This window comes from Bacillus pumilus (assembly GCF_003431975.1).
GTDB lineage: Bacteria > Bacillota > Bacilli > Bacillales > Bacillaceae > Bacillus > Bacillus pumilus_N.
The window spans coordinates 2,881,032-2,905,524 of the sequence record NZ_CP027116.1 but is presented as its reverse complement, the minus strand read 5'-3'; the positions used below and the strand labels follow the sequence as shown (position 1 = coordinate 2,905,524).

Below are 24,493 nucleotides of genomic sequence, written 5' to 3'. Positions count from 1 at the left end.
GGTGGATTGATTTGTCAGTACCAGAGCGTCCTTTTGCACTGATGACAAAAGTGTATAAAGATATTTTTCCGCTTGTTCATCAGGAGCTGAAAAAGTGGCGGGCTCATGCAGAAATGATTGAAAATGAAGAATTGAGAACGCAGGCACTAGCGAGCATATCCAGTAAAACCTTTCACTGTGAAGGGGGAGGCATTTTATCTCTTTTAGCAGGGAAAGAGAAAGAAACATGTATTGAATTCATTGTGGCGTATCAGACCATTAGTGATTACTTAGATAACCTGTGTGACCGCAGCACATCGCTTGATCCAAAAGATTTTCATATGCTACATCAAGCGATGAGAGATGCGCTTGATATTCATGCTGAACTCAAGCCGTACTATCAATTTCGTGAGGATCAAGAGGACCATGGGTATTTACATGCGCTTGTCCGCACATGTCAAGATGTGCTGTCGCGTCTTAATCATTATCCGATCATTCAGCCATATTTACACACGCTGTGTGATTACTATAGTGATCTGCAAGTACATAAACACGTCGTTCCTCATGAGAGGGTACCACGGCTTGAATCGTGGTTTCGCCAATACGAAAAAGACTTGCCTAAGATGGAATGGTATGAATTTTCAGCTTGTGCAGGATCAACATTAGGTATTTTCTGTCTCGTGGCGTATGCCCTTCAGCCCGATTTTACAGAAGAGCAGGCGAAGCAAATTTACGAAAGCTATTTCCCTTATATTCAAGGACTGCACATTTTACTCGATTATTTAATTGATCAAGAAGAAGATCGGATTGGGGGAGATCTGAACTTTTGCTCCTACTATGATTCTCATCATGAGATGATGGATAGACTTCAGCATTTTATCGAGAAAGCAGATGAGCAGTTGAAAGGCATTCCACATGAAAACTTTCACAAATTGATTAACAGAGGATTACTGGCAGTTTATTTGTCCGACGAAAAAGTGACAGCCCAAAAAGAGATGAACAAGTTGGCAAAAAGGCTGATCAAATCAAGCGGGAAAACATCGTTCTTTTTCTATATTAACGGAAGAGCTTACCGGACCTATCAGAAAATGCCTTGGATGAAAACTTCATAAAAAAAGCTCAAATCCATTAGGATTTGAGCTCAGCGTGTAGACAAACCCTCGCATTCTTTGTCAGTTCTGCGCGCCGGTGCTCACGAATGTCAAATTCGCTCCGCTCCGGTACTCGTCCTTCTTAGAATGCAAAGGTTTTCAGATCACGCTGAAAAGAAGACAAAGTGCTAAAATAAAAGTCATTTTAGCACTTTGTCAACAATCTAAAAGCTCAAATCCATTAGGATTTGAGCTTTTTTTCAATAGCGACCACAAATGGCGGGTCGTTTTGAATGTTCATGTATTGATATGATAAAACTTGTACCCGTTCATGAGGAAGTGATCTGCAATAGTCGAGAAGCACTTCTTTTTCTCTTTTCCCTTCAGGGTGGCCATGGTAAATCACAAGGACGATCAGGCCTCCGGATTTGAGCCAGTCGAGGAGCTGTTTGATGGCTTCGATGGTTGTATGAGCCTGAGTGGTGACGGCTTTATCGCCTCCGGGCAGGTACCCTAGGTTAAACACCGCACCAGAGATCTGTCCTTGGACATCTTTTGGCAGGTGATCCGCCAGATGTTCATGTCCATCGTGAATGAGATGAACGTAAGGATATCCCTCACCAAGCCTTTTGCTCGTCTGCTGTAAGGCTTCCTCTTGCACGTCGAATGCAAATACTTGTCCATCATTTCCTACAAGGTCAGCTAAATAGAGAGTATCGTGGCCATTTCCCATCGTGGCGTCAATGACGATGTCGCCTTTTTGACAAGCCCGCTCTAACAGTTCTTTACTAAAAGGGAGCATGCGTTTCAAGATCATTTGGCTGCTTCTTCCAATCTGATGAAACGTTTGCCTTGGAAGCTGTTACGTCTTTCGAGCTCAGCATTGATGGCATTTAGTACTTCCCACTTGTTTACACTCCACATTGGACCAACCATTAATTCAATTGGACCATCGCCTGTAATGCGATGAATAATCATTTCTGGCGGCAGAATCTCCAGCTGATCACAAACAAGCTGGACATACTCTTCCTGGCTTAGAAACTCTAGTTTACCTTTTTCGTATTGCTTGACCATTGGTGTTCCTTTTAAAAGGTGGAGCAAATGAATTTTAATACCTTGCACATCTAAATCCGCGACAGCTTTTGCTGTTTCCATCATCATGTCTCGGTTTTCAAGAGGCAGGCCGTTGATGATATGCGAGCAGACACGAATTCCGTGTTTTCGCAGTTTTTCTACACCTTCAACATAGCATTCAAAGTCATGGGCACGGTTAATGAGCATTGCGGTCCGTTCATGTACAGTTTGAAGACCAAGCTCTACCCAGAGATAAGTGCGCTCATTTAATTCGGCTAAGTACTCCACTACGTCATCTGGCAGACAGTCAGGTCTAGTGGCAATAGATAAACCGACCACACCCTCCAGGTTCAAGACGGTTTCAAATTTTTCTTTTAGAACAGGAAGCGGGGCGTGTGTGTTTGTATACGCCTGAAAATACGCCATGTATTTTCCATCTTTCCATTTTGTGTGCATCCGGTCTTTGATTTCGTTAAATTGAGTGATGAGATCATCAGCCCTGTTTCCTGCAAAATCTCCAGACCCAGCGGCACTGCAAAATGTACAGCCTCCGTGTGCGACAGTACCATCACGGTTTGGGCAGTCAAAACCGCCGTCTAAGGCCACTTTAAATACTTTATGACCAAAGTGCTCACGCAAATGATAGTTCCATGTGTGATAGCGTTTTTCGCTGTTTGAATATAAAAAAGGGTTATGCTGATCCAAGTCAGTAACCTCCTTGCGTAATAATAGGCATCCTTAAAGTTTAACAAAAATCACGAAGGAGGACAATTGAATCTGTCCAACATTTTCTTTAGTGAAAAAGCTTTCCGTGGGCAAAATAGGCGGGAGCGATGATGAAATGGAGGGAATGTAAGATGGCAACAAGGAAGTCAATCGATGAATTTATCCAAAAAAGTACTGATACGCTTGAGTTTGCAAGTGAGCAATTTGATTTAAGCTCACGCCAAGAGCATTATAATGAGGACGAATTTTCGAAGGCGCAGCTTATGCTTGAAGATGCGGTCAACGAATTAGAAAAATTAAAAGATGTCGCCAATGACCAACAAAGAGAACGATTAGACAGGGCACGTGTTCAAATTCAAAGCTTGCAAAATCAAATGATTTTAGGTATTTCTTACGATAACGAATGATGAACAGATCCTTCTTTTAAGGGTCTGTTTTTTATTTTTTGAAATGGTATTGACTTTTTGATTGAGCATCTATATTGTATTAATTGTACTATATCAACTAATACACTAAAGACACTTAAAAAGTGAAGAAAGGTGTTCAACCATGAAAAAAGAAAAAAAGCCAACTAATTTGAAGTGGATGGTGCTGGCTGTTGCATTAGCATGTACATTTTTTTTCGTTCTCGTTTTCATTGGTTTTGAAGTTCAAAAAGATTTGATACCTAATTCAGTCCCTTTAATGCAAGGGCATGAACAAGCGATAGGACTGCAAAAGCATGAATGAGGAAAGAGGGAGCGATCATGATTCAAATAGATCCAAGAAGCGCTGCGCCAATATATGAACAAATCATTGAGCAGTTAAAAATTTTATGTCTAAAAGGTGTAATGAAACCTGGAGACAAACTGCCCTCTGTCAGAGAGCTCGCCACCATTATCATCGCCAACCCAAATACCGTCAGTAAAGCATATAAGGAGCTTGAGCGGGAAGGAATTATTGAAACATTAAGAGGCCGAGGCACGTATGTGACAGAAGGGGCTCAGTTAAAGCTGAATGAAGGGAAGGTATTGGAGATGAAGGAGCAATTAAGGCAACTCATTATAGAAGCTCATTATGCCGGGATTGATATTCAACAACTGAAGGAATGGATAGAAGAGATCGGCTCAAGTCTTGAGGGAGGAAAAAAAGTTGATTGAGGTTAGAAATGTATCGAAGACATTAAATGGACGTGAAGTACTCAGTGACGTTTCCTTCAAAATAGGCGAAGGTGAGATCTTCGGTCTGCTTGGCAGGAATGGTTCCGGAAAAACAACACTTCTCCGCTTGATTCAGCAAATTCTTCTTCCAGATAAAGGAGAGATTTATTTTAAAGACGTGCTGGTGAAAGACCACCCTTTAGTGAAGCAAAATATTGTGTATATGCCAGTCGTCAATCCATACTTTGACAGATACAATTACGGACAGCTTGTTAAGCTGTTAAAGCATATTTATCCAAAGTTTGACGTGACTTATGCCAATGAGCTTGTGAACCGCTACGAAATTCCTGAAAAAGTGAAATATCGTGAACTATCGACAGGATTAAAAAAACAGCTGTCATTAATTTTAAGCTTTGCAATCAAGCCAGCGATCATTTTGTTAGATGAACCGACAGATGGAATCGATGCTGTGACAAGAAATGATGTTCTTCAGCTCATGATCGACGAAGTAGCGGAACGTGAAACATCGATTCTCATTACATCACACCGATTAGAAGATATTGAGCGGATGTGTAACCGAATTGGATTTTTAGAAGGAAATCAACTCACAAGCGTCATGGATTTAGATGAATTAAAGAATGATTATGTCAAAATCCAGATGGCTTTTGAAGAAGATGTGAACTTAAGTATTAGAAAAAATGGCGTTGCAATTTTGGATCAAGCGGGCGTTTTCTATACAGCGCTTGTTCTTAAAAACGATGTAGAGGCTAAAGAATACTTGAAGTCGCTGCAGCCAAAAGTATGGCATGAACTGCCTGTCAATTTAGAAGAAGTATTCATTGCGAAGTTTGGAGGGAAACGGAGATGGTAAAGCGGCAATTATTATATAAGGAATGGAAGCAATCAGAGCTGACATTTATTTTAGTCATACTGGTTGCAGTGTTTGCCACACCTTTATCCTTTTTAATGGGGTACTCATCCTTTCAAACTTGTTTAAACGATCCGACTTGTACAACAGTGGACAATGACTTTTATTATAATTTTAGTTCTGATATTTTTATCGCCCTCTCATGGACGATGGGCTTGCTTTTTGCGATTATCCAATTGGGATATGAAAGAAATAAGGGGCAAATCGATTTCACTTTATCCTTGCCTTTTAGCAGAAGCACCATTTACCACACAAAGTTTTTCCTAGGTGCCGGTATTATCACGCTCGTTCATGTGTTGTCATATGCCATCACTTACTTACTCATATTAGGCATTCAACCAAAAGAGACGTTCGACTTTAATAGTGGCTACTTCATTGCACTTGTGTCTACCTTAATGATTTATAGTTTGTGTCTCGCAGCTGGTGCTTTAACAGGAAGCGCAATAAGTCAAGCCATTGTCACATTCAGTACAGCTATATTGCCATATTTATTAATTTGGCTTCCGATATTTCATTTAGATTATATTTTAAAAACGAATAGACATTGGGTCGATGTCAGTTATGACTACTTTATTATGCCCATCGCACCAATTACTTATATAACAGATCGTTTTAAATATCGAGATCCGAGTGAATATCCAGTTTGGTTTACTAGTGAGGAATTCATCATACCCATTGTGATGATGATTATATTTTATCTCATTGGTTTGTTTAGCTTTATGAAGCACCCTATTGAACGAAATGGAAGATTCTTTCTTTATCCGAAAATGGATAGACCTATTCAAATTTTGGTCATTATCTTCGGTGTTCTAGGGTTTGGATGGGTTGGGTTTTCTTCTGACAATTCCATGTTTGGTTATATCGCTGGCATGGTAATAGGCGGCGTTGTAGGAGCACTGACGAGTTATTTCTTAATATATCGAAAAAGATAAACAGAGAGTAGGGGAGTAGAGATGATTCAGATTCAAGCGTTAGATCATGTATTTAAAATTGGTAAAAAGGGCAGAGAGAATGAAATTCCTGTGCTGAAAGGGATTGACCTATCCATTAAAAGAGGCGATATTGCTTGTATTGTCGGGCGGAGCGGCTCGGGGAAATCGACCTTATTGAACTTAATTTCAGGATATATTACGCCAACAAGCGGGCAAATTGTCGTTGATGGTACCAATGTGACCGGCTTTAACGAAAAAGAATGGGCGGATTTTCGCTTAGCTCACTTTGGTTTTATCTTTCAAAGCTTCCAATTGATCGGGAGCTTAACAACATATGAGAATGTTGAACTTCCGCTCACTTTAAAAGGGGTGAAACCCTCTGAACGAAAGGCGAAAGTAAAAGAAATGCTGAAACGAGTAGGGCTTGAACATCATGCAGGGCATTACCCGAATGAACTGTCAGGCGGGCAGCAGCAGCGTGTGAGTATTGCAAGAGCGTTGATTTTAAATCCATCTATTATTTTAGCGGATGAACCAACGGGCAGTCTCGATTCAGAAACTGAAGGAGAAATTCTAGCCTTTATCCAGCAGCTCAATCGCGAAAAAGGAATCACGTTTGTCATTATTACACATGACGATGAAGTCGCTTCAATCGCAGATACCACGTTCCAGCTTCATGATGGTGTATTAAAGAAAGGGGAACAATCCGTTGAAATTTAGAGATCAGGTCAAATTCATTAGAAGAAACATGAAGAAAAATAGATTGCGTGTGTTTATGACCATTCTTGCGACGACAATGGCATGCTCTTTCTTAATCGTTTTAGCATCTGTTGGTTTTGGTCTGCAAAAATCGGCGCAAGATGAAATCATGAAACAGCAAATCATCACAGAAGTGAAAGTGTTAGGCAAGGAAAAAGGAGATGTCAAGACAGATGATCTAAAGAAATATGATCATGTTAAATCTGTCGTCTCAAGAACGGCGCTCATTCCACCGGTAAAGGTCGAGCTTGATGACCGCTCAGGTGAAACGCAGGTTGCTTTGACTGATATGAAAGAAGAAAAAGCAGCCGGACTTGAGCTAGACAGAGGGAAAGTCCCAACATCAGCGAACGAAATTGTGGTCGGATATCATATGGCTGAACTTCTATGGACGGACAAAGAGCGCAAAGCCTATGAAAAAGAACTAAATCAGACAACAAATGGTGAAGAAGTACCGGAAGAACCAAAAAGCTACACAAAAGATATTTTAAATAAAGTCATTCAAATCAAGGTGCCAAAACTCAATGAAGAAAATGAAGTTGTCAAAGAAAAAACATTTGATTTCCGTGTAGTAGGTGTTATGAAAAAGCCAAATCTGGAGTGGCAAGAGGATCATAAAATTCTCATTCCGAATGCGTATGAAAAGGAATTTGGTCAAATACTCGATCTATCTCCTGAAGCAGGAAATGTCGAGAAAATGACCTCTGTCTATGCAGATAAATTCGACAATGTTGGTTCGCTTACCGATAAACTGACAGATGAGGGTTACCAAGTCATCTCTGTGACAAACCAGCTTGAAGGGATGGCTATGTTCTTTACGGTTTTCAAAATTGGACTCATTTTTGTTGGCTGTATCGCGGTCATTATTTCTGCGATCGGGATTTTCAATACGATGACAATGGCGGTAACAGAGCGAACACAAGAGATTGGGATTATGAAAGCCATTGGCGCAAATCCATCGATTATCAAGCGAATGTTCCTCATGGAAAGTGCTTATATTGGGGTAATTGGATCAATCATCGGTATTATCATCTCCTATATCATAAGTTTCGCCGTCAATTTAATCATTCCAGCCATTCTGTCGTCCATGTCTGAGGGAGGGGCAAGTGATCAATTCTCGATTACCTTCTCCTATATTCCGCTCAGCCTTGTGATCACAGCAACAGTGATTAGCGCAGGGGTAGCGATCCTTTCAGGGCTTAACCCAGCACGTAAAGCAACAAAAACGAATGTATTAGCAGCATTAAGAAGAGAAGTCTAAAAAAAGAACCTCCTAAGACACCCAATTGGGCGCACAGGAGGTTCTTTTTTTCGTAACACACAGGGCTACTGCTTAGGTGCCCGGTACCCTGCACGCTCTGCCTCTTCCACGGAGCAGAACATTTTGGTTACATTTTTTGTTCTAGAGTAGTATCTGCTGCTCGGTGTGTGATAAATGCCATTGACACTCCCTTTAATGTTACAGGCAGCCGATTCTTTTTTTGTTTCTTTCTGTGATTCATGACCGCCCGTACTGTTTCCTTCATCTTTAGGAGCAGAGCGCTGGACGGTGGAAGATTTCGTATCGCTGCTGCTTTTCTTGTTTTCTCTTTTAAGTGTTTCGTTGCTTGAGGCAAGCTTGTCTATTTTCTCTTCAAGCGCTTGAATGGTTTTTTCGTGCTGTTTGACTGTTTCTTTTTCAGAGGTGATGTTTTCTAGTTTTTTAGCTAATTTTTCTTTTTCCTTTGTGGCATCTTCTAAAGAGACGGTAAGCTCTTCTTTGTCAGCTTTTAAATGTGATATGTCAGTTGTGAGCTGCTTTTGATCCTTTAACAGCTGTTCTGAAGATGGATCTGCTTTTGTCTTCTGTGCATCTGTGGCAGCAAACGGTAATGACATGATGGAAAAGATGAGACCAAGGATCAAAACAGGATAAAATAGTTTCTTTGAAAAGATCGGCTCGTTCTGGTGTTTCGGTAATAAGAAATTGAAGGCATATCCTACGGCGAAACCAACACATAAAATACCTAAAATGAGCAACATCATCATCTAGAAGCCCCCCCTAAATCTCTATTCACACCTATCATACCTCATTTTTCCATTTCAGAGAGCGGTTCAATTAAAAAAACCCTGTTTACACAGGGTTTGTCTACACGCTGAAAAGAAGACAAAGGGCTAAAATAAAGATCATTTTATCCCTTTGTCAACAATCTGAAACCCTGTTTACACAGGGTTATCAGCTAATGATAGTCCTTTGATTGCTTCTTTAACTGTCAAATATGTGACCGTATTCTGTAAATCAGTATCCAAGTCTTTCATTTTCATCGCAAGCTGCGGTTTGATTCCTGTGATGATCAATTCGGTTCCAGTTAAATTGAGGAGATGATGCAGCTTGAAAATGCGTGCCGCAACGGAATCATCAACATCGATTAAACCAGAAAGGTCGACAATTAAATAATCATCCTTTGAATCATCTAATATACAAGTTAGCTTCGAGACAATGGCATCAAAGCGTTCTTCAGATAGTTTTCCGATGAGCGGTAAAGCAGATACCCCATTTTTGATTGGGACGATCGGCGTCGAAAGAGAGGTGACTTCCTGTAAGGAATCTTCTAGGAGCTGTTCATATTCTTTCTGTTTCGTAATATCCTTTTGAAAACCAATGAAAAATGTTTTATCATCTTGTTCAATGTATAGAGGATCTATATTGAGTTCATTCCAAAAAAAAGTACCGTCTTTTTTATAGTTTTTTAGCTGTGTGGTAATAGGTGTTCTATTCTTTAATCCATGTCGTATGAGATCAAGCTGTTCTTGATCTGTGTCTTTCCCTTGAAGGAATCGACAATTACGCCCAAGCATCTCATCTGGTTTGTATCCAGTCATGTGTGTAAAGCCATGATTCACATAAACGATAGGGTTATCCTCTAAAGAAGGGTCTGTAATGACAACACCGATCCGCGCATGATCTAGCGCTTTTTTTATGAGTTCAAGCTGTTTTTGCAAGCCGAAGATGTTCGAGCTGACCATATTACCCTCCTTTGTTGCTGCTATCAGACATATCAAATGGTTGTCTTTTCAACCAAAGGTATTCCTTACTAACGTAACATAACATATGTTCTGTTTCAACGATTGCAATGGCTTTGTTAAATTTGTCATCATAGTTTGTCCTCCATTAGAATATAGTAAGTAAGGAGACTTTTCTTTAGAAAAAGAAGGAATCAATTGCTCATAATTCATAAAATGACAAAAATAGTTAATATGGATTAGGTAAAAATGATTCCAATGCATCAAGATTGTTTTGGGTCATTCACATATAATGGAAGAAACAAGCTTTTTTTCTTCGTTAGAGAGAATAGACCTTTTACATGGATTATGACGGAACAGCAGAATGGCATTACAGGGGGCTGGACAGCCTGAAGTCGCTTTACTATTCTAAGGGCTTTAGGAAGGTGATGAAAATGCTGCAACAAGTCATTATTGCTTGCGCCATTGGAGGGGTCATGGGCATTCTCGGTCACGTAAAGAAAAAAGGCAGGCTAGAGAAGCCCAGAATGACAAAAAAGTTTATTTATTTAGGGTTTATTGAAGATTGGCTCGTTGGGATGATTGCCGCTACACTGCTTGTCTTATCCTCAAATCCCGATTCTAGTCTGCACTTGGTCATCTTATCAATTATTTCAGGTTATGGAGGAGAAGCAGTTCTGCGAAGCTTTGATTTTGTAAGAGAACAGCATTCACAGAATGCAGACTCCAACCGTCATAACCGATCTCCACACGAATAATACCCTCTACTTTACCCTGATCTAGGGTACATTCCCATTGTATACAAACCTGCTTGCACTTATGATCATAATTCTATAAAATACTACTTAGATGACGGTTACGATAAGAACAGTGAAGAGGAGTAGTAGGAGAGCAGTATTTGTCTTTAGAGAATTGACGGCTGGTGAAAGTCAATCAAATCTGCTTCTGAACTCGCCTCAGAGTTGCAGTTGCGTTAAAGCTTCTGTCGCATGTCTGCGTTAAAGATATTAAGTGAGCGTACAAACAGAAAGTGACGCTAACAAGGGTGGTACCGCGGGAACCAAAAAATCTCTCGTCCCTTTCCAGGGATGAGGGTTTTTTGTTGATTTTAGAAAAATCTGAATTCTTGCAGTGGTCATCTGAGCAGATACAGCCGTACATATTAAAGGAGGTTTTCACATTGAGTTTTCAGCATCGGGAAATTGAAAAGAAGTGGCAGAATTATTGGCTGACACATAAAACATTCGCCACATCTGACTCGGAAGATAAACCAAAGTTCTATGCGCTTGATATGTTTCCATACCCATCAGGAGCAGGGCTGCATGTCGGGCACCCTGAAGGTTACACAGCAACGGATATTTTATCACGCATGAAACGCATGCAGGGATACGATGTTCTTCATCCAATGGGATGGGACGCATTTGGTCTTCCAGCAGAACAGTATGCGCTAGATACAGGGAATGATCCGGCGGTCTTTACAGAAGAGAACATCAATAACTTCCGCCGCCAAATTCAATCACTAGGGTTCTCATATGATTGGGATCGAGAAATCAATACGACAGATCCGAATTATTATAAATGGACACAATGGATTTTCTTGAAGTTGTATGAAAAAGGATTGGCGTATATCGATGAAGTACCAGTGAACTGGTGCCCAGCGCTTGGCACAGTCCTTGCAAATGAAGAAGTCATTGATGGAAAAAGTGAACGCGGAGGGCATCCAGTAGAAAGACGTCCAATGAAACAATGGATGCTGAAAATCACAGCGTATGCGGACAGGCTGCTAGAAGATTTAGAAGACATTGATTGGCCTGAAAGCATCAAAGATATGCAACGTAACTGGATCGGACGTTCAGAGGGCGCTCACGTTCATTTCGAAGTAGAAGGACATGACGAACAGTTTACTGTGTTTACAACGCGTCCTGATACACTATTTGGTGCAACATATGCAGTCCTTGCGCCAGAACATGCACTTGTTGAAAAAATGACATCCGCTGCTCAAAAAGAAGCAGTCGAAGCATATATCAAAGAAATTCAATCAAAGAGCGACTTAGAGCGGACAGATCTTGCAAAAACGAAGACAGGTATTTTCACAGGTGCTTATGCCATCAATCCATTAAATGGTGAAAAAATGCCGATTTGGATTGCAGATTACGTGTTGGCTTCGTATGGAACAGGTGCGATTATGGCGGTACCTGCCCATGATGAGCGTGACTATGAATTCGCCAAAACATTTGATCTTCCAATCAAGGAAGTTGTCGAAGGCGGAGACATTGAAAAAGAAGCTTACACAGGTGATGGAATACACATTAACTCTGATTTCCTCGATGGATTAGGAAAAGAAGAAGCGATTGAAAAAGCCATTGCATGGCTGGAAGAACATCAAAAAGGCGAAAAGAAAGTCACTTATCGTTTAAGAGACTGGCTATTTAGCCGCCAGCGTTATTGGGGTGAGCCAATTCCAATTATTCATTGGGAGGACGGAACGTCTTCAGCTGTTTCAGAGGAAGAGCTTCCACTGATTTTGCCTAAGACGACTGAGATTAAGCCAAGTGGTACAGGTGAATCACCTTTAGCCAATATCAAAGATTGGGTTGAGGTTGTCGATCCTGTTACAGGTAAAAAAGGACGCCGTGAAACCAATACAATGCCGCAATGGGCAGGCAGCTGCTGGTATTTCTTACGTTATATTGATCCGCATAACACAGAAGAACTTGCATCTCCTGAAAAGCTAAAGAAATGGCTTCCGGTTGATGTCTATATCGGCGGAGCAGAACATGCTGTACTGCATCTTCTATATGCACGCTTCTGGCATAAGTTCTTGTACGATATCGGTGTTGTTCCGACAAAAGAACCATTCATGAAATTGTTCAACCAAGGTATGATTCTTGGAGAAAATAATGAAAAAATGAGTAAATCAAAAGGGAACGTTGTCAATCCAGATGATATCGTAGAATCTCATGGTGCGGATACATTACGACTTTATGAAATGTTCATGGGTCCTTTAGATGCGTCAATCGCTTGGTCTGAAACAGGACTTGATGGTGCTCGCCGTTTCCTTGATCGTGTATGGCGTCTATTTACAAATGAAGATGGCTCAATCAGTGATACAGTGACGGAGCAATCTGGTGGCGCATTAGAACGCAGCTATCATGAAACTGTGATGAAAGTAACGGACCATTATGAAGGCCTGCGCTTCAATACGGGAATCTCTCAATTAATGGTATTTATTAATGATGCCTACAAGGCTGATACATTGCCGAAAGAATATGCAGAAGGCTTTGTGAAACTTCTTTCTCCAATTGCACCGCATTTAGCGGAAGAGCTTTGGGATAAACTTGGTCATGAAGGATCCATTTCTTATGAAGCTTGGCCGCAATATGACGAGTCAAAGCTTGTCGACGATGAAGTAGAAATTGTCGTACAATTGAATGGAAAAGTGAAAGCAAAATTAACTGTTCCTGCCGATGCAACAAAAGAACAGTTAGAAGAGCTAGCGAAAAATGATGCACGCGTAAAAGAACAGCTTGAAGGGAAAACCATTCGCAAAGTGATTGCGGTTCCTGGGAAGCTTGTCAATATTGTTGCAAATTAATGATGACACCCATCGGTATAAACCGGTGGGTGTTCTTTATTTCCCGGGACATAATTTTGTCGAAAACAAGGTGAATGCTTTATCGATCTCGTATTTTAACAGGTGATCAAGAAAATGAGGAGTGACGTCAATGGAAAAGGAAAATAAACGTGAACAACTGCTCAGTCTGTTAGGAGAAATGCCAGAACGGCATCGCATGGAGGCTTATACGTTAAAAATCGAGGAACGTGAATCGTATATAGTCGAAACACTCATTCTTTCGATTCATGGTGTAGAGGAAGTACCCGCTTATTTTGTGAAACCGAAGGATACGGTGAAAAAAAGACCTGTTGTGCTGTTTCAGCACTCTCATGGCGGGAACTACGTGGATGGGAAGGAAGAGTTGATAAAGGGTGCTCATTATTTACAAGCGCCTTCATATGCGAAAGAGTTCACATCAAAAGGCTATAGTGTCCTGGCTATTGATCATGCAGGGTTTGGTGAGAGAAGAGGAAGAACCGAAAGTGAAATTGTTAAGGAAATGCTTTTAACAGGAAAAGTAATGTGGGGCATGATGCTGTATGAAAGCATGTGTGCAATTGATTATGTGCTGTCTCGATCTGACGTGCTGGGCGAACGGTTAGCTGTTTTTGGGATGTCAATGGGAGGACTGCTTTCCTGGTGGACGGCTGCGCTTGATGAGAGGATCAGTGTATGTATTGATCTTTGCGCACAGGTCGATCATCACACTTTAATTGAAACGAACAATTTAGACAGGCATGGATTTTATTACTATGTGCCAAGCTTAGCAAAGCACTTTACAGCAGCAGATATTCAGAAAATGATTTTTCCAAGGCCGCATTTAAGCCTAGTTGGAAAACTTGATTCGCTCACGCCAGCTGAAGGCGTCGCACGCATTCAAAAGGAATTGAGCCAAACCTATCAAGCTGCTTCATTGAAAGAACGGTACCAGCTTGTTGGTCTTCATGCAGGTCATTTTGAAACAGCCGCTATGCGCCACGAGGCTACTCGATTTTTGAAAAAGTGGCTGTAATCCATAAAGGCTTGGACATACTACGTCAAAAGAAAGGAGGAGACAGATGAAAAAATTGACCATCATTGGCGGATGCGGTGTGATAGGACGTATCTTAACTAAAGCTCTCTCTTCTGAGTACGATATCACCATTATTGATCAAACAAGCTGTGCAAAGGAAGTCGTTTTAGCAGATGCAACGAATGAACAGGAAGTATATGAGGCGATTCCGCGAGATACAGATGTCATCATCCACCTTCTAAACATGGATATGACGCATGATGTGATGAATCATGAGGAATTTGAAAAAATGAGTGATATTTTTTGGGGGAGCTCTTATTATATGTTTCGTTCAGCTGCAAGGCTCGGCATACGAAAAGTCATTTTTGCCAGCAGCAACCATGTGACTGATCGTTATGAAAAAGGTGGTCTTTCCTTACTAGGGAGAAATATTACAACAAATGATGTACCCGCGACTAAAAATGTCTATGGTATTTTAAAATTTGCTTCTGAGCAGCTGGGCCGTTTATTCCACGATCAAACGGGGATGTCTGTCATTCATTTGCGGATTGGAACAGTTGTGATGGATGAGATGGGAGCGTTACACAAGAAAGCACGAACGAAAAGGACACTTCTTTCACATAAGGATCTTGTAGGGATGACACAGGCAGCGATTGAAACGACCGTTCCCTTTGGGACATATTACGCTGTATCAGAAAACGATGAAAAACCTTGGTCTACGGAAAACACGAAGCATGAGTTAGACTATAGACCTGATGTGAATACGACGGAGATTCTTGAAGAAGATGATCAGGCGTAGGGCATAATCATGTCATTAGCTGATGATCTTATTCTTTTGTTTCATGAGCATAAAAGTACGATTGACAGGAGCAATCCAGTTGGTCTGTCAAGATGATTATAGACGCTTTCTTCCCCCGTTTGTTACATTTTAATCACGATATCGTCACAGGCTGCAGCATATTTTCGGACAAAATGATAACGCTTTCAAAGAAAGGGTGTGATGAACATAGATCGTTCTATTAAAGGCCGATTGTTCAACTTATTGAATTACTCTTTTCTACTCATGTTCGCATTAATATGTGTGCTTCCGTTCATCCATGTCATTGCAGCCTCTTTTGCTACAGTAGAAGAGGTCATCACGAAGAAGTTTATCTTGTTTCCGACCACGTTTTCTTTAGAGGCCTATCGGTATATTTTCTCTACGGATATTGTGTACCGTAGCCTCATTGTGTCCATTCTTGTGACGCTCGTTGGAACAGCTGTCAGTATGTTTTTGTCCTCACTTATGGCATATGGGCTGTCTCGTCAGGAGCTAAAAGGCCGGAGAACACTAATGTTTCTCGTTGTCTTTACGATGCTGTTTAGTGGAGGAATGATCCCGACATTTATTGTGGTGAAAACACTTGGTCTCCTTGACACCTATTGGTCACTTATTCTACCGGTTGCAATCAATGCGTTCAATTTGATCATCTTGAAAAACTTCTTTCAAAACATACCGGCAAGCCTTGAGGAATCTGCAAAGATGGATGGCTGTAACGATTTAGGGATTTTCTTTAAAATTGTGCTGCCGCTTTCCTTGCCAGCCATTGCGACCATTTCACTTTTTTATGCGGTGACGTATTGGAATACGTATATGACTGCGATCCTCTATTTAAATGATTCAGTGAAATGGCCGATTCAGGTGCTGCTCAGGCAGATTGTCATTGTCTCAAGCGGAATGCAGGGAGATATGTCAGATATGGGCTCATCGACTCCACCACCAGACCAAACGATTAAAATGGCTGTCATTGTAGTCGCGACTATTCCTGTTCTGCTTGTTTATCCATTTATTCAAAAGCATTTCAACAAAGGGGCATTACTAGGTTCTGTAAAGGGTTAAAAAGATGGAACAACGGAGGGATCTTATGGGGAGAAAGAAATTATGGTTGATTGCGTTTGTCCTGTTATTTGCAGCAAGCGGTATTCTATCGGCATGTTCAAGCAAAGGAGCAAGCTCATCAGATGAAAAGGTTGATTTAGATAAAAAGGTAAAGCTGACATGGATGGCCATTTTGTATCATCAGCAGCCGCCGAAGGATTCTGTTTTAAAAGAGATTGAGAAGCTCACAAATACAGAGATTGACATTACATGGGTGCCTGATGCTGTGAAGGAAGACCGGTTAAATTCCGCCCTTGCCGCAGGAAATCTGCCGCAAATTGTGACGATTCAAGACATTAAGAATTCGTCTGCTATTAATGCGTTCAGATCAGGTATGTTCTGGGAAGTCGGTCCGTATTTGAAGGATTATCCAAATTTAAGTAAGATGAACGAACTGATTAATAAAAATGCCTCTATAGACGGTAAGCTTTATGGCATTTATAGAGAGAGACCACTTTCAAGACAAGGAATTGTCATTCGAAAGGATTGGCTTGAAAATTTAAATTTGGATACACCAAAAACGTTGGATGATCTTTATGAGGTAGCTAAAGCCTTTACTGAAAAAGATCCCAACCAAAACGGAAAAGCGGATACAATTGGTTTTACGGATCGGAACGATTTGATTTATGGGGCATTTAAAACGCTTGGTTCATATGAAGGAATGCCGACAGACTGGAAAGAAGAAAACGGCAAATTCACGCCAGACTTTATGACAGATGAGTACATGAATACAATGAAGTACATGAAAAAACTGCGTGATCATGGCTATATCAATAAAGATTTTCCTGTAACAAGCAAAACACAGCAGCAGGAATTATTCTCACAAGGAAAAGCAGGCATCTATGTTGGAAATATGGTAGATGCAGTGAACTTGAGAGATGACGCGACAGATAAGAACTTGAAAGTAGATATCTTGAACCGAATCAAAGGCCCAGATGGCAAAGAACGTGTGTGGGCATCAGGTGGTCATAATGGCATCTTCGCATTCCCTAAAACAAGCGTGAAATCAGAGGCAGAATTAAAGCGGATTTTGTCCTTCTTTGACCGCATTGCTGAAGAAGATGTCTATGGTCTTATGACGTACGGTATAGATGGCAAGCATTATAAGAAAGAAGAAGGGAATACATTTGTTAGAGAAGAAAGCCAAGTGAAAAGCTGGCAGACAGATGTACAGCCGCTTGTCAGTCTTGTGGGAGTTGATAAACGCTATTTGAAAAATAAAGGAGATGCGGTCCGCACAAAATATGAAGAGCTAGAAGAAGACAATCAAAACATAATCGTTGCCAATCCTGCTGAAAGCCTGTATTCAGAAACAGCCTCAGAGCGAGGAGATGAATTGAAAAAAATCATTGATGATGCGACTTATAAGTTTATTCTTGGAGATATAAGTGAAGATCAATTTAAGAAAGACGTTGAGAAGTGGAAATCAAACGGTGGTAATAAAATGATAGAAGAGTATGAGGCTGCCTTTAAAAAATCAAAGTGATTCATATAAACACCCCCGCACAGTTAAAGAGCGGGGGTGTTTTCATTAAAAGTCGAAGTTGTCTGGGTCTGGACCGATATGTTTGTTTTCATTTAAGTCAGAAAGGCGCTTCATTTCCTCGTCAGATAAGGCAAAATCAAATATGTCAGCATTTTTTTTTAAACGATGTGCTTTCGTTGATTTTGGAATGGTGATCACGCTTGCCCGTTTTTCTTTCACTATAAGGCTTGCAGCAATTAAATTGAAGCAGCTCAAGCTCACATTGAACGTGTGTACGGAGAGCCGCTTTCAGTGCTGGAAGACAGCATCTTAAATGAACAATTCAAATAAAAAAGTCCCGCTTCTTGTGAGAGCGGGGCTTTTAGTCTTATGTGCCTTTTTTCTGGTCTCGATATTTCCCAGGGGTTGTGCCTTCCAGTTTTTTAAAGGAACGGATGAAGTTTTGCGGATTTTTATATTTCAGTTTTTCTGAAATTTCTTTGACAGACATATCGGTCTCCACGAGCCAGTTTTTGGCGACATGGTGTCTGTAGGATGAGAGATATTCACTAAACGAGATATCCATTTCCTTTCTAAAAATACTGCTTAAATAATTAGGGTTGTAATGCAGGCGTGTGGCGATTTCATCCAATGTGAGATCTGAATCGAATTCTTGATGAATGATATGAATGATTTTCTCTGAGATGTTTTTATATTGTGAGTCTTCGCGTGCACCTAGCTGGTCAATAATCGGTCGAATAATCTCGTTTTTCAGCCACGCTTCTGTATCTTCAAACGTTTTGAATTCAAAAATCGTATCATACAGCATCTTATTGTCTTCAACCTCAAATAATTCAATGCCAAGCAAATGCATCAGCTCAATCAAATTATTTAAAAAACGGGCGAGGGCGATATGGTACTCGTGCGGTCCTGCATTTTTAGAGAAAATGGATTGAAGGAGCACGTGTAAATAGTGATCCGCCTTTCCTTGATCACCTGCTTTCATCGCATCGAATAAATCATGCTGTAGCTGCTTTGGGAAGTGGGTTTTAAACGTCTTTCCCTGCTGGATATGTTCATATAAGATAATGGATTTTTTCTCTGCTTTGAGCCTGTATTTTAAGGCTTCTTTCCCTTCAATGTAAGCCTGTTTCGCCATCGTGAGCTCCTTAAACTGGCGGCTGATCCCGATGCTGATCGATAAACCGAGCTCTTCCTCAATGCGCTTCTGAATGAATTCTGCTAATTGGTTTAAATATTCAGTAAACTCATCATCTGACTTGGAGTGATTCAGGATGATCGTCGTTTGATGCTGATTGACAACCGTGGGCTGGAGGTGCTCCCCTTGCGGAATAATTTGCTCGATCAGTCCATTGATCGCAAATAACAGTAAGTCAGCATCCTTTTTTTCATAAGGCGTCTCTTTTAACGTATCGATTTGGGTCACAAGCATGGATAAATGAGACCAGCCTTCAGGAAATCCTAAACTTTGGAATCGATTATTAATCTCTTCTTCTGTCAGCTTTCCGAGCAATAGTCGCACCATAAAGTATTGCTGGAGGTGTGTGACTTGCTGTTCAATACGTTCCTCTAAATCATTGTTTTGATCCTTCATTTGTTTAATACTCGACTCAATCAACTCAAATTCATTTTGAAAAGGCTGTTTTTGCAGAAAGGATTCATTGCGTGCAAAGGACTCGTATAACAAGCGGATTGGTTTATAAAAATGTCTAGATCCAAACCATGAGAACAGTAATGAAAGCGCTAACAAAATGAAGCAGATAATAAAGGTGATCCACCCAATTGATTTCGTTTGTGCCTTGAGTTCTGGAATGGAAACAAAGGATAGGTATGTCCATTCGTTATAGTCTGATTTTTGAAACGTAATTTGGTAGTCTAGTTCCTTGATCTTCATGTTAAATTGACCTGATCGTTCTTCGAGTGCTAGGACATGCTTGACGAATTCTTGACTCTTCAAGGAATCACCAATTTGTTCTTTTCGGTTATGTAGTAGCACTTTTCCGTTTGTATCAATGACAAACATACTGTCAGATTGAGAGAAGTCAGGCATGTTGTCAGTAATCGTGCAACTCGGAATGCTGGCGACAGCGATCCCTTTTTTTTGGACACTGTTCATAGGAAGTTGTTTGATTAAGTTCACATTGTACTTGCAAAAGGAGGCCTTTCCTTCTTTTGTTGTAACAAGTGGATTATTCTCTTCAAGAGCCCAGCTGGAATGACTCGGAATATTAAGGTAAGAGGTGAGCGCTTTTTCTTGATCTCCGCTTGTGACATGATAAAGCCCCGAATTGTTCATGTACCAGTCTTCCATTTTACTTACGAGTGTAATATTGGAGAGATCGGTGTCAAAGGTTTGCAGATAGTTCAGTTCTTGCTGTACTTGATTATAAAGCTGGAATTGGTCTGGATTTAAAGGTTCTGCCAGTGTTTGAAGGAGAGGTGGCGAACTGACATAGTGAGTGAGAGAGTGATCAACGGTTTTTAAAATATGCTCAATATTGGACTGAGTTTGTGTGACGCTGTCCAGCTTTTCATTTGAGATATTTTCGAGCGCTGCTTTTTGCGAATGCTGATAAGAAAAAATACCGACAATGATGACAGGAATCGTACTAAGCATGAAAAAAAATGTGACAAGCTTGTAATAAAATTTATATTGCCTTTTTTTCATAAAACCCCCCATTTCAAACGGAACAATCTTTTCCCCTTAATTTATTAATCCAAAAATTTGGTAGGTTTGTCAATAATCATTTTCTGAGATTAGGATCATTTTCTTATGTTTTATGTAACGTTTTGAGTAGCTACCTCTAAGTAAATATGATCTGATGATATGATTGTAGACGGATTTTTCATCCTTAAGATACAGTTAACACATGCATCAGCATGAGGGGAGGCTTTATCAATGAAAACAGAGGATGTCACTGCCAAGGGTGTGCCTGCGGCAGCTTTGAAAAAAGAAAAAAGAAAGCGCTTACTTAATCAGTTGCTTAGTCAAAAGTTTTTGTATTTAATGATTTTGCCGGGGCTCATTTATTTTCTTGTCTTTAAATATGTGCCGATGTGGGGACTCATCATTGCCTTTCAAGATTACCAGCCGTTTCTCGGTATTCTTGGCAGTGAGTGGGTTGGCTTTAAACACTTTATTCGATTGTTTACAGAACCAACATTTTTCTTTTTATTAAAAAACACGCTCATTTTATTTGCTATGAATGTCGTGATTTTCTTTCCGATTCCAATCTTATTAGCCCTCCTTTTAAACGAGGTCAGATTGGCATTGTTTAAGAAATTTGTTCAGACGATGATTTACATTCCTCACTTCATGTCATGGGTGATTGTCGTGTCCTTATCCTTTGTTTTGTTAACGGTAGATGGCGGGTTAATTAATGAATTGATTGCTTTTTTTGGAGGGGAAAAGATTAACTTCCTCCTGAGTCAGGATTGGTTTAGACCGATGTACATTTTACAGGTGATCTGGCGCGAAGCAGGCTGGTCGACGATCATTTACCTTGCGGCGATTACAGCGGTAGATCCGCAGTTATATGAAGCAGCGAAAATGGATGGAGCCGGCAGAATGAGACAAATGTGGCACATCACTCTACCGGCTATTAAAAGTGTGATTGTCGTTCTGCTTATTTTAAAAATCGGTGACACGTTAGAGCTTGGCTTTGAGCATGTTTACTTATTACTCAACGCAACGAACCGGGAAGTAGCAGAGATCTTTGATACGTACGTCTATACAGCAGGTCTGAAGCAAGGACAATTCAGCTATAGTACCGCTGTTGGTCTATTTAAAGCAGCCGTTGGACTCATTTTGGTCATGTTGGCTAACCGTTTGGCGAAGAAATTCGGTGAAGAAGGTATTTACTAAAAGGGAGATGAAAAAGAATGACATTATCGACTGAAAAGGGATCACCAATCGAGCATGCCGAGAAATTAGCACAAACTATTATGAAAGCGTATGCACCAATTGAGCTGCCTCCAGCTGGAAGGTGGCATTATCATCAAGGCGTTTTTCTATGCGGTGTGATGAAGCTATATGAGGCGACGGGTAACGAGATGTATTTTGATTATGTGAAAGGCTATGCGGATTCGCTAATTGATGAGTATGGCAACTTGTTATTCCGAAGAGATGAGCTTGATGCGATCCAAGCAGGGCTCATTTTATTCCCTCTTTACGAACGAACAGGAGAGAAGCGGTATGTGCTGGCAGCAGAGAAGCTGCGGGGGCTTTATCGTACATTAAATCGTACATCTGAAGGCGGATTTTGGCATAAAGACAATTATGCCTATCAAATGTGGCTGGATGGTCTCTATATGGCAGGACCTTTTGCCTTAAAGTATGCAAAGCTGACAGGTGAAGAGGAGCTGGTGAATATGGTGATCCATCAAGAGTATCTCATGAGAAAGCATACAAAAGATGAAAAAACAGGGCTGTATTATCATGCGTGGGACGAACGAAAAGTGATGCCGTGGGCTGATCAAAAGACCGGCTGTTCACCGGAGTTTTGGGCAAGATCGTTTGGATGGTATGTCCTGGCATTAGCAGATATGATCGAGGATCTGCCAGAGCAGCATGAAAGGCGAAAGGTGTGGAAGGAAACACTGACAGATATGCTAGAAAGTGTAGCAACGTATCAGGATAAAGACACAGGTCTCTGGCATCAAATCATTGATAAAGGAACCCATAGCGACAATTGGCTTGAAAGCTCTGGATCGTGTTTATTCATGTACGCCATGGCAAAAGCCATGAATGAAGGATATGTCAGCCTGCGCTATGTTGATCAGGTGGTGAAAGCCTACCAAGGTTTAATTGAGCATAAAACGGCTGTGACAGAAAACGGTGATTTTACAATCAATGATATTTGTATTGGCACATCTGCTGGATTTTATGATTACTACGTTGGTCGAGAGCGAAGCACGAATGATTTGCACGGGGCAGGCGCTTTTATTATGGCGTTAACGGAACTAGAGAAGCTGCCTGTTTTTCAGAAGGCATGAAGAGGCGAAAAAGGGGGGCGGTATGGCTCCTTAGTTTCATCGCAGCCTTTAGTTTGTCTGCGTGCCAGGGGGAAACAAACGGTATCGATGTCCTGATTTTTTCTGATATGTCGAAGGGGATGAAAGATCAATTAGTCGAGAAGGCTTTTTACACAGAACAAGAGTTATATAGCGTCCACATCTTTCCGGCGATTCCTGAAAAGCTTCTTGTTGAAATCACTGCAAAAGAGGGGGATGTGATGCTTGTCCCAGAAGAAATGTTTAGAACGTATGATGATCCTGAAAGCTTTCAGCTGCTTGAAGAGATGGGCTTAGACGATCAAGCGGCAGGACCATATACGGTCGAGGACCAAAAAACAGGGAAAACGGTCGATTATGCGGTTCAAGTCAATAAAGGCACGAAAAAGCTAAACGGCTATACCTTTCGATTACATCGAGATATGGTCGCTTTTATTCCCGTGTATGCTGACAAATCCAAAGAAGCGTTGTCTCTCATGAAACAGCTTCGTGAAAATCGATAAAAAAGGGGTGGGGACTGTGAAACGGGTTGTTGTTTGCGGACTCAGTCATCGTGCGTTCAATATGTTTATTAAACCGCTCACAGAGGATTTCAAGGAGCATTACAGGATTACAGGGCTCTTAGATATAGATCATCATCGCTACACACTTTGTCAGGAACGTTTTCCATCGATGCGGGGTGTCCCGTTTTTTTCTGAAGACGCATTTGAACAAATGGTGGCGGAAGCAAAGCCAGATCTTGTGATTGTGGCAGGACGGGATGACACACATGTCACGTACATTATGCAGGCACTTGATCATGATCTCGATGTCATCACTGAAAAACCCATGGTGACAACAGCAAAAGACGCCAAAAAAGTGATGGAAAAAGAAAAGAAAAGTAAAGGGAAGGTCACGGTCACTTTTAATTATCGCTACAATCCATTTCATCGAAAGATCAAAGAACTTATTTTAGACGGAAAGATTGGCAGGGTCACCTCTGTTGAGCTGAGTTGGCTTATTGATACGTATCATGGTGCAAGTTATTTCAAAAGGTGGAACCGCTCGCGTCAACTCTCTGGCGGACTGTCCATTCATAAATCGACACATCATTTTGATTTGGTGAATTGGTGGATTAATCAAAAGCCGAAGCAAGTGTTTGCCTATGGGGCGCTGAACTATTACGGAAGTGAAAGTCCTTGGAATCCATTGCAGAGTGAGGAGAACAGGTATTGCGGAACATGTCATGTGAAGGATACTTGTCATTATGAAGCAAGGTGGAACCCGCGGGTAGAACGGTCAAAGGTCGAGGACGACCATATTGAATCCGGTCAGGGGCAAACGCAGCAGTACTCAAATTACCGCCCAGACGCCTGTATCTTTGATCAGGCCATTGACATTGAGGATACATATGTGGCATCCGTGGCATATGATCAAGGGGCTCTCTTTAGCTATTCGATTCAATTCTCAGCACCCTACGAAGGATATCGGCTGGCTATTAATGGGACGAAGGGACGTATTGAAACAAATGAGTTTCATGTGCCATCAAGAATCCCTTTTCAATTCCCAGAACAAACGATTTCTTATTATCCGATGTTTGGGGCAAAAGAGACGATTGAAGTCGTGAAGCAGTCAGGGGGACATGGTGGAGGAGATCCTCTGATTTTGGCTGATTTATTTATCGGAAAAGATCCCTTGATTCACTATGATATTTCGGCAGGGGCAGAGGCCGGTGCTTATTCGATTGCACTTGGTGAAGGCATGTGGCGGTCTGTTGCAGAGAAGCGCCCAATTGACATAGAAGAATTGCTTCATAAAGAGACGGTGTTATAAGAAAG

Annotated in this window: 23 protein-coding genes, 1 pseudogene and 1 other annotated feature; of the genes and pseudogenes, 18 read left to right on the top strand and 6 right to left on the bottom strand. The window is 41.0% G+C overall.

Going from position 1 to position 24,493, the window contains the following annotated elements; all coding sequences use genetic code 11:
• Window positions 1–11: 11 nt before the first annotated feature.
• Complete coding sequence (locus C5695_RS15000) at window positions 12–1,091, top strand: tetraprenyl-beta-curcumene synthase family protein (protein ID WP_117731410.1); 1,080 nt, start codon at window positions 12–14, stop codon at window positions 1,089–1,091.
• 220 nt (window positions 1,092–1,311) lie between these two features.
• Here C5695_RS15000 and C5695_RS14995 read toward each other — a convergent pair whose 3' ends face one another.
• Both C5695_RS14995 and C5695_RS14990 read right to left on the bottom strand, forming a co-directional pair.
• Window positions 1,312–1,887 (bottom strand): tRNA 5-(aminomethyl)-2-thiouridylate-methyltransferase MnmM, encoded by a 576-nt coding sequence (locus C5695_RS14995; RefSeq protein ID WP_117731409.1) that lies wholly within the window; start codon window positions 1,885–1,887, stop codon window positions 1,312–1,314.
• Complete coding sequence (locus C5695_RS14990) at window positions 1,884–2,849, bottom strand: tRNA modification radical SAM protein MnmL/YtqA (protein ID WP_117731408.1); 966 nt, start codon at window positions 2,847–2,849, stop codon at window positions 1,884–1,886. Before C5695_RS14990 ends, C5695_RS14995 begins: the two co-directional genes overlap by 4 nt.
• Before the next feature lie 152 nt (window positions 2,850–3,001).
• Between C5695_RS14990 and C5695_RS14985 the strand changes: the two genes are divergently transcribed.
• From C5695_RS14985 to C5695_RS14955, 7 genes are all read left to right on the top strand, one after another.
• Window positions 3,002–3,277: a YtzC family protein gene (locus C5695_RS14985; RefSeq protein WP_117731407.1), complete on the top strand. Its 276-nt coding sequence runs from the start codon at window positions 3,002–3,004 to the stop codon at window positions 3,275–3,277.
• 142 nt (window positions 3,278–3,419) lie between these two features.
• Entirely contained in the window at window positions 3,420–3,599 is a 180-nt protein-coding gene (locus C5695_RS14980; RefSeq protein WP_117731406.1) for a hypothetical protein, read from the top strand.
• Window positions 3,600–3,616: 17 nt separating this feature from the next.
• On the top strand, window positions 3,617–4,009 hold the full coding sequence (locus C5695_RS14975) for a GntR family transcriptional regulator (protein ID WP_117731405.1): 393 nt from the start codon (window positions 3,617–3,619) through the stop codon (window positions 4,007–4,009).
• The gene (locus C5695_RS14970) at window positions 4,002–4,880 is read left to right on the top strand and encodes an ATP-binding cassette domain-containing protein (protein ID WP_117731404.1); all 879 of its coding nucleotides are present in this window, start codon (window positions 4,002–4,004) and stop codon (window positions 4,878–4,880) included. Before C5695_RS14975 ends, C5695_RS14970 begins: the two co-directional genes overlap by 8 nt.
• A complete protein-coding gene (locus tag C5695_RS14965) occupies window positions 4,874–5,869 on the top strand; it encodes an ABC-2 transporter permease (protein ID WP_117731403.1) in 996 nt (331 codons plus the stop codon). The genes C5695_RS14970 and C5695_RS14965 overlap by 7 nt, the downstream gene beginning before the upstream one ends.
• Before the next feature lie 21 nt (window positions 5,870–5,890).
• Window positions 5,891–6,589 (top strand): ABC transporter ATP-binding protein, encoded by a 699-nt coding sequence (locus tag C5695_RS14960; protein ID WP_117731402.1) that lies wholly within the window; start codon window positions 5,891–5,893, stop codon window positions 6,587–6,589.
• Window positions 6,579–7,889 carry an ABC transporter permease gene (locus C5695_RS14955; protein ID WP_117731401.1) on the top strand — a complete coding sequence of 437 codons (1,311 nt, stop codon included), beginning with the start codon at window positions 6,579–6,581 and terminating at the stop codon, window positions 7,887–7,889. The genes C5695_RS14960 and C5695_RS14955 overlap by 11 nt, the downstream gene beginning before the upstream one ends.
• Window positions 7,890–7,954: 65 nt before the next feature.
• Here C5695_RS14955 and C5695_RS14950 read toward each other — a convergent pair whose 3' ends face one another.
• Together C5695_RS14950 and C5695_RS14945 are read right to left on the bottom strand one after the other, a co-directional pair.
• Complete coding sequence (locus C5695_RS14950; protein WP_117731400.1) at window positions 7,955–8,656, bottom strand: sunset domain-containing protein; 702 nt, start codon at window positions 8,654–8,656, stop codon at window positions 7,955–7,957.
• A gap of 174 nt (window positions 8,657–8,830) precedes the next feature.
• The gene (locus C5695_RS14945; protein WP_117731399.1) at window positions 8,831–9,634 is read right to left on the bottom strand and encodes a YtvA family blue-light photoreceptor; all 804 of its coding nucleotides are present in this window, start codon (window positions 9,632–9,634) and stop codon (window positions 8,831–8,833) included.
• 425 nt (window positions 9,635–10,059) lie between these two features.
• On the opposite strand from C5695_RS14945, the gene C5695_RS14940 reads away from it, so the two are divergent.
• The 6 genes from C5695_RS14940 to C5695_RS14915 all read left to right on the top strand — a co-directional run bounded on the left by C5695_RS14940 (window position 10,060) and on the right by C5695_RS14915 (window position 17,663).
• Window positions 10,060–10,389, top strand: coding sequence for a DUF4257 domain-containing protein (locus C5695_RS14940; protein WP_223250657.1), 330 nt, complete (start codon window positions 10,060–10,062; stop codon window positions 10,387–10,389).
• A gap of 103 nt (window positions 10,390–10,492) precedes the next feature.
• Window positions 10,493–10,714, top strand: a binding site (T-box leader).
• A gap of 97 nt (window positions 10,715–10,811) precedes the next feature.
• Entirely contained in the window at window positions 10,812–13,226 is a 2,415-nt protein-coding gene (gene leuS / locus C5695_RS14935) for a leucine--tRNA ligase (RefSeq protein ID WP_117731398.1), read from the top strand.
• A gap of 130 nt (window positions 13,227–13,356) precedes the next feature.
• Entirely contained in the window at window positions 13,357–14,259 is a 903-nt protein-coding gene (locus C5695_RS14930; protein ID WP_117731397.1) for a dienelactone hydrolase family protein, read from the top strand.
• Window positions 14,260–14,305: 46 nt separating this feature from the next.
• Window positions 14,306–15,058, top strand: coding sequence for an NAD-dependent epimerase/dehydratase family protein (locus tag C5695_RS14925; protein ID WP_117731396.1), 753 nt, complete (start codon window positions 14,306–14,308; stop codon window positions 15,056–15,058).
• 219 nt (window positions 15,059–15,277) lie between these two features.
• Complete coding sequence (locus tag C5695_RS14920) at window positions 15,278–16,138, top strand: carbohydrate ABC transporter permease (protein ID WP_117733143.1); 861 nt, start codon at window positions 15,278–15,280, stop codon at window positions 16,136–16,138.
• Window positions 16,139–16,163: 25 nt separating this feature from the next.
• Window positions 16,164–17,663, top strand: coding sequence for an extracellular solute-binding protein (locus tag C5695_RS14915; protein WP_117731395.1), 1,500 nt, complete (start codon window positions 16,164–16,166; stop codon window positions 17,661–17,663).
• A 45-nt stretch (window positions 17,664–17,708) separates the two neighbouring features.
• Here C5695_RS14915 and C5695_RS14910 read toward each other — a convergent pair.
• Window positions 17,709–17,864: pseudogene (locus C5695_RS14910) on the bottom strand (aldo/keto reductase); the annotation flags it as partial.
• 166 nt (window positions 17,865–18,030) lie between these two features.
• A complete protein-coding gene (locus tag C5695_RS14900; protein WP_117731394.1) occupies window positions 18,031–20,331 on the bottom strand; it encodes a helix-turn-helix domain-containing protein in 2,301 nt (766 codons plus the stop codon).
• 231 nt (window positions 20,332–20,562) lie between these two features.
• Here C5695_RS14900 and C5695_RS14895 point away from each other — a divergent pair, with 231 nt between their 5' ends.
• From C5695_RS14895 to C5695_RS14880, 4 genes are read left to right on the top strand one after another with little or no spacing between them, the layout of a single operon-like run.
• The gene (locus C5695_RS14895) at window positions 20,563–21,528 is read left to right on the top strand and encodes an ABC transporter permease (protein WP_117731393.1); all 966 of its coding nucleotides are present in this window, start codon (window positions 20,563–20,565) and stop codon (window positions 21,526–21,528) included.
• 17 nt (window positions 21,529–21,545) lie between these two features.
• Entirely contained in the window at window positions 21,546–22,658 is a 1,113-nt protein-coding gene (locus tag C5695_RS14890; protein ID WP_117731392.1) for a glycoside hydrolase family 88/105 protein, read from the top strand.
• The gene (locus tag C5695_RS14885; protein WP_117731391.1) at window positions 22,655–23,179 is read left to right on the top strand and encodes a lipoprotein YteS; all 525 of its coding nucleotides are present in this window, start codon (window positions 22,655–22,657) and stop codon (window positions 23,177–23,179) included. Before C5695_RS14890 ends, C5695_RS14885 begins: the two co-directional genes overlap by 4 nt.
• A gap of 16 nt (window positions 23,180–23,195) precedes the next feature.
• Window positions 23,196–24,488: a Gfo/Idh/MocA family protein gene (locus C5695_RS14880; protein ID WP_117731390.1), complete on the top strand. Its 1,293-nt coding sequence runs from the start codon at window positions 23,196–23,198 to the stop codon at window positions 24,486–24,488.
• Window positions 24,489–24,493 lie beyond the last annotated feature (5 nt).